The sequence below is a fragment of the Rhodococcus sp. BS-15 genome, assembly GCF_000813105.1.
Taxonomy (GTDB): domain Bacteria; phylum Actinomycetota; class Actinomycetes; order Mycobacteriales; family Mycobacteriaceae; genus Rhodococcoides.
The window spans coordinates 1-5516 of sequence record NZ_BAOX01000312.1 but is presented as its reverse complement, the minus strand read 5'-3'; the positions used below and the strand labels follow the sequence as shown (position 1 = coordinate 5516).

General features: G+C 64.7%; 5 protein-coding genes and 1 pseudogene. 4 read left to right on the top strand and 2 right to left on the bottom strand.

Going from position 1 to position 5516, the window contains the following annotated elements; genetic code table 11:
- Positions 1 to 846 (bottom strand): alpha/beta hydrolase (locus tag RHBS_RS23605; protein WP_237669615.1); only part of this gene is annotated, 846 nt, incomplete at its 3' end.
- A gap of 186 nt (positions 847 to 1032) precedes the next feature.
- Between RHBS_RS23605 and RHBS_RS23600 the strand changes: the two genes are divergently transcribed.
- Positions 1033 to 2412 (top strand): wax ester/triacylglycerol synthase family O-acyltransferase, encoded by a 1380-nt coding sequence (locus tag RHBS_RS23600; protein ID WP_128646560.1) that lies wholly within the window; start codon positions 1033 to 1035, stop codon positions 2410 to 2412.
- A 65-nt stretch (positions 2413 to 2477) separates the two neighbouring features.
- On the opposite strand, the pseudogene metG reads toward RHBS_RS23600, so the two are convergent.
- Positions 2478 to 4021: pseudogene (metG, locus tag RHBS_RS23595) on the bottom strand (methionine--tRNA ligase).
- A 21-nt stretch (positions 4022 to 4042) separates the two neighbouring features.
- Here metG and RHBS_RS23590 point away from each other — a divergent pair.
- From RHBS_RS23590 to RHBS_RS32405, 3 genes are all read left to right on the top strand, one after another.
- Positions 4043 to 4870, top strand: coding sequence for a TatD family hydrolase (locus RHBS_RS23590; protein ID WP_128646558.1), 828 nt, complete (start codon positions 4043 to 4045; stop codon positions 4868 to 4870).
- 102 nt (positions 4871 to 4972) lie between these two features.
- Positions 4973 to 5311 (top strand): ubiquitin-like domain-containing protein, encoded by a 339-nt coding sequence (locus tag RHBS_RS32410; RefSeq protein ID WP_374700652.1) that lies wholly within the window; start codon positions 4973 to 4975, stop codon positions 5309 to 5311.
- The coding region (locus RHBS_RS32405) for a ubiquitin-like domain-containing protein (protein ID WP_374700653.1) at positions 5242 to 5516 on the top strand (275 nt) is incomplete at its 3' end. The genes RHBS_RS32410 and RHBS_RS32405, both read left to right, overlap by 70 nt.

Sequence of the window (5516 nt, the reverse complement as noted above, 5' to 3'; positions counted from 1 at the left end):
CATGAGTTCTGCGTCGGGATAGACCATTTCGGTGGAACCGACCTGAATCAGGACCGGAGGCAGGTCTGTCAGATCGCCGTCGACGGGTGAGACCCGCGGGCCCCGTTCACCGTCGACGACGATGCGCGAGTCGACGCGATCGACCAGCGCCGTCAGTGCGGGAACTGCGGTGGACGGAAAGACCGAACACTTCGACGCGTTCTCGTGATCGAGCTTGCGGGTGGGGTCCATGTCGGTCAACGGCGACATGGTGAATATTCCTGCGGGCGCGGGCAGGCCGACGGTGCGCAGCGCCAGGGTGACCATGAACGCGAGGTATCCGCCCGCCGAGTCGCCGCCCAGGACGATCTGCTCCGGTCTGTATCCGGAATCGAGCAGGAAGCGGTACGCGTCGACGCCGTCCTCGACGGCATGGCTGATCGGATTGCGCGGCATCATGCGGTAGTTCACCGACAGCACCGAGCCGTCGACGTGTTTCGAAACCCGTGAGGTCATCCGGCGATGGGTCCGCAGACCGCAGCAGACGAAGGCACCGCCGTGCAGGTAGAGCACCACGCGATCGGACCCGGTTCCCTCGGCGCGGATCCATTCGGCCTCGCACTCGGCCAGCATGACGCGACTGCGGGTGGTGCCGCTGATCTGTGGGACCAGCATCCCGGCGTAGTCGACCAAACCCATCGGCCACGGTAGCGACGGTGCCTGCGCCCAGACGGTCAGGAACGGTCGAACCGTGAACTGCAGGTATTTGGACAGAATCTGTGACTGCACGCTCGCGCCGCGGATATCGCGCCTGCGTGCGGTGGCTGTCGGGTCGGTCGATTTCACTACGGTGAGCGCCGGATTCATAGCCGTCGCCTCCATCCCCGTTGTCGTTGCGCGGCGCGTGTGCGCCGTGCGTCGGAACCCCGCTCTATTTGGAACCCCTGGTAACGGACAATAGCGGGTAGCTTTTCGTGACCCGACGTAAGGTCGTGTTCTGAGTCACATTCGGTGCCGTACCGTGACCGAAAACAAATGGAAAAGGGACAGCTCATGGCACTCATGCCCATCACCGAATCGATGTTTCTGATCGCCGAGTCACGGGAGCACCCGATGCACGTGGGCGGTCTGGAGTTGTTCGTACCGCCCGGCGATCCGCACGACTTCGCCGAGGAAGTGCACCGCAAGTTCACCACCGGGGAGGTACACGAGCTCTTCCGCAAGCGGCCTTCGCGTCCGGTGCAGATCATGGGCAATCTGGCCTGGGCCTTCGACTCGGACGTCGACTTCGAGTACCACGTGCGGCGCACGGTACTGCCTCAGCCGGGGCGGATTCGAGAGCTGTTCCAGTTCCTTTCGCTCAACCACAGCGCGCCGCTGGACCGCTACCGACCGATGTGGGAGCTGCACATCATCGAGGGTCTGGCGGACGGCCGAATCGCGTTGTACACCAAGGTGCATCACTCGTTGGTCGACGGTGTCAGCGCACTGAAACTGATGCAGCGAACGCTCACCACCGATCCTGACGATCGAAACGGCGTCGCAACGTGGGATCCGTCGCTGTTCGGTCGGCGCAAGAAGCAGGTCGCCGTCGAGCAGCCGGGACGGCTTGCCCAGCTGGGCAGTGGGCTCTCGTTGGGACGCAAGATCGTCGGGGACCTGGTCGACTTCGCGCCTGCGTCGGCGCGAATCGGGTTGCGCGCGTTGAAGAAAGAAGGGGCGCAGCTGCCGTTGCAGGCACCGCGCACCATGTTCAACGTGCCCATCGGCGGCGCGCGCCGCTTCGCTGCCGAGAGCTGGTCGATCGAGCGCATCCGTACCGTCGGTACTGCGCTGGATGCGACGCTCAACGACATGGTGCTCGCGATGTGCGCCGGGGCCTTGCGTGCGTACCTCATCGATCAGAACGCACTCCCGGAGGAGCCGCTGATCGCGATGGTGCCGGTCTCGCTCCGCAAGGAAGAAGACGACAGGGACGCTGGTAACTCGGTGACGACCATCCTCTGCAACCTGGCCACGGACGAATCCGATCCCGTTGTGCGGCTGGAGCGAATCAAGGATTCGACCGTCAAGGGCAAGCAGATGATGAGCGAACTCAACACCCTCGAAGCGCTGGCCGTCGGCGCAGTCACCATGGCCCCGTTGCTGTTCGGCCCGGTGCCGGGATTCGTCGACTACACCCCGCCGCCGTTCAACGTCATCATCTCCAACGTGCCCGGATCCAAAGAGGATCTGTACTGGAACGGCGCGAAACTCGACGGCATCTACCCGGCGTCGATCGTGGCCGACGGGCAGGCGCTCAACATCACTGTCGCCAGCAACGGTGACTCGCTGAACTTCGGTCTCATCGGATGCCGGCGCAGTGTGCCGCATCTGCAGCGCATGTTGACGCATCTCGAGAACACGTTGGAGGAGCTCGAAAAGACCTTGTGAGTGCCTGCGGCAGTGGTGCGGTTGAGTGCCGCAGGGGGAACATAACCACACGACTGCCGAAGGCACTACTCGTACTTGGGGAACACCGGCGTCGGGGTCGGCAGGGCTGTGCCGGGCACCGAACGTGTTGCTACGTCGGTGAATTCGCGATTCGAGGCACCGAGCAGGTCCAGGATGCGTGACGCGGAATCGGGCATGACGGGCTGCGTCAGGATGCCCACGATGCGCAGCACCTCGAGCGTCACGTACAGCACGGTGGCCATGCGATCGGGGTCGGTCTTGCGCAGTACCCACGGCTGCTGCTGCGAGAAGTAGCGGTTGGTCTCACCGAGCACCGACCAGATCGCTTCGAGCGCGGAATGCAGTGCCTGAACCTCGAATTCGCGTCGGCAGATCTCGAGCAGTGCATCCGCGCGAGCCAGCATCGCGTCGTCCTCGGCGGTGAAGTCGCCGGGCGTCGGAAGCTTCCCTTCCAGATTCTTGGCGACCATCGTCAGCGAACGCTGCGCGAGGTTGCCGAGTTCGTTGGACAGGTCGGCGTTGACGCGGGCGACGATGGCCTCGTGGCTGTAGCTGCCGTCCTGACCGAACGAGACCTCGCGGAGGAAGAAGAAGCGCACCGGATCGAGTCCGTAGTTCTCCACCAACGACTGCGGGTCGAGAACGTTGCCGAGAGACTTGGACATCTTCTCGCCCTTGACGTTCAGGAACCCGTGCACGAACACTCGCTTGGGCAGTTCGATGCCCGCGGACATCAGGAACGCCGGCCAGTAGACGGTGTGGAAGCGGGTGATGTCCTTGCCGATGATGTGCAGATCGGCCGGCCAGAATTTGCGGTACGACTCCGACTCGAGGTCGGGATAGCCGGCGCCGGTGAGGTAGTTGGTCAGCGCGTCTACCCACACGTACATCACGTGCGCAGGGTCGCCGGGCACCGGCACGCCCCAGTCGAACGTGGTTCGGGAGATCGACAGGTCCCGCAGACCACCCTTGACGAAGTTCACGATCTCGTTGCGGCGGGTGTTGGGCGCAATGAAGTCCGGCGACGCGTCGTACAACTCGAGCAGTTTGTCCTGGTACTGCGACAGCTTGAAGAAGTACGACGGTTCCTCGGTCCACTCGACCGGAGTGTTGGTCTCCGTCGCGACGCGCGAGCCGTCCTCGGCGAGGGTGGTCTCGGCCTCGGTGTAGAACGCCTCGTCCCGGACCGAGTACCAGCCGGAGAATGCGTCGAGATAGATGTCGCCGTTCGCTTCCATCCGCTTCCACAGTTCCTGGCTGGCGGCGTGGTGATCGGCGTCGGTGGTGCGGATGAAGCTTCGTACGAGATCTTCAGCAGGTCCTGCGCGGTCTGGAATGCATCGGAGTTGCGCGCGGCGAGCTCGCGTACGTCCACGCCCTCGGTCTGCGCGGTCTGCTGCATCTTCAGGCCGTGCTCGTCGGTGCCCGTCAGGAATCGCACGTCGTAGCCGTCGAGGCGCTTGAAGCGCGCGATTGTGTCGGTGGCGATGTACTCGTAGGCGTGTCCGATGTGCGGAGCGCCGTTGGGGTACGCGATCGCCGTGGTGACGTAGAACGGTGGCCGTGGGGCATCAGCTGGCGCAGTCATGGTGCGCCTACTCTAACCAGCGTGAGCAGAGACCGTCCCGCACCACCGTTGCCCGAGCCCGTCGGCACTCTCGTCGATGCGCACACCCACCTCGACGCGTGTGGGGCGACCGACGCGACGAGTGTGGCCGCGATCGTGGACAAGGCCGAGTCCGTCGGTGTCACGCGTGTGGTCACGATCGCCGACGATCTCGAGGCCGCGCGCTTCGCGGTCGACGCGGCGTCCTGGGATCCGCGGGTGTGGGCCGCGGTGGCCATTCATCCCACCCGCGCGAACGTGCTCGACGACGCAGCCAAGGCCGAGATCGAGCGGTTGGCGTCCGACCCGCGGGTGGTTGCCGTGGGGGAGACCGGGCTGGACTACTACTGGCCCGGCAAGCTCGACGGTTGCGCCACGGTGGCCGAGCAACACGACGGATTTCGCTGGCACATCGATCTGGCGAAGCGTCTGGGCAAGCCGTTGATGATTCACAATCGTGAGGCCGACGAGGACCTGCTGGCCGTTCTGACGGCGGAAGGTGCTCCCGAGACGGTGATCTTCCACTGCTTCTCCGGTGGTCCCGAGACCGCGAAGGCCTGCGTCGACGCCGGCTACGTTCTCAGCTTTTCCGGGACCGTCAGTTTCAAGAATGCGCACGCGTTGCGGGAGGCCGCGGTACTGGTGCCCGACGAATCGGTGTTGGTGGAGACCGACGCACCGTTCCTGACGCCGCATCCGTATCGAGGTGCACCGAACGAGCCGTACTGCCTGCCGTACACCGCGCGGGCGTTGGCCGAGGTTCGCGGGCAGGATCCGGCGGAGCTCGCGGCTCACGCCACTGCCAATGCGGAGAGGCTGTACGGCCTCTAGCTGCTGAGGTTGCGGCGTGGGTACTAATTCGTTACCGTACCGTGACCGAACTCGGGCGTTTCGACGCCGAAGTCACGCTCGCAACCGCCAGGAATACGAAACTTGTCGACTATCAGACGCCTCAACTCCGCCCGCTCGACCACTCTCTACCTGGTCATCGCGGCCCTGTTGATGACGCTCGTCGCCGGCGGTGTGATGGCCGTGAGCCGTCACAAGACCGTGACCATCGACGTCGACGGCGACATGATCTCGCTGAGCACGATGAAAACCGACGTGAGCAGTGCGTTGGCCGACGCCGGTTATGCCCCGTCGGACAAGGATCTGGTGGTTCCCGCTGCCGATTCCGGCCTGAGCGACGGCGACACCGTGTCCTGCGCCGCGCCCGCGAGATCACGCTCAACGTCGATGGCAAGCCGGAGAACATCTGGACCACCGCACTGACCGTCGACGAAGCACTGCAGCAGACCGGCCTTGCCGAGGACGTGCACGTGTCCGCCTCGCGCTCGGAGCGACTGCCGCTCGACGGCACCGAGTTGGACGTGGCGCTGCCCCAAGCAGGTCTCGCTCGTCGACGGCGGAGCCCCCCGCCGCGCCGGTCACCCCTGGCCGCACCGACCGTGCGTGAATTTCTCGAAGCAGCAGGCGA

Coding starts and splice junctions, on each gene's coding strand:
- RHBS_RS23600 (WP_128646560.1), top strand. CDS start 1,033: ATGGCACTCATGCCCATCACCGAATCGATGTTTCTGATCGCCGAGTCA.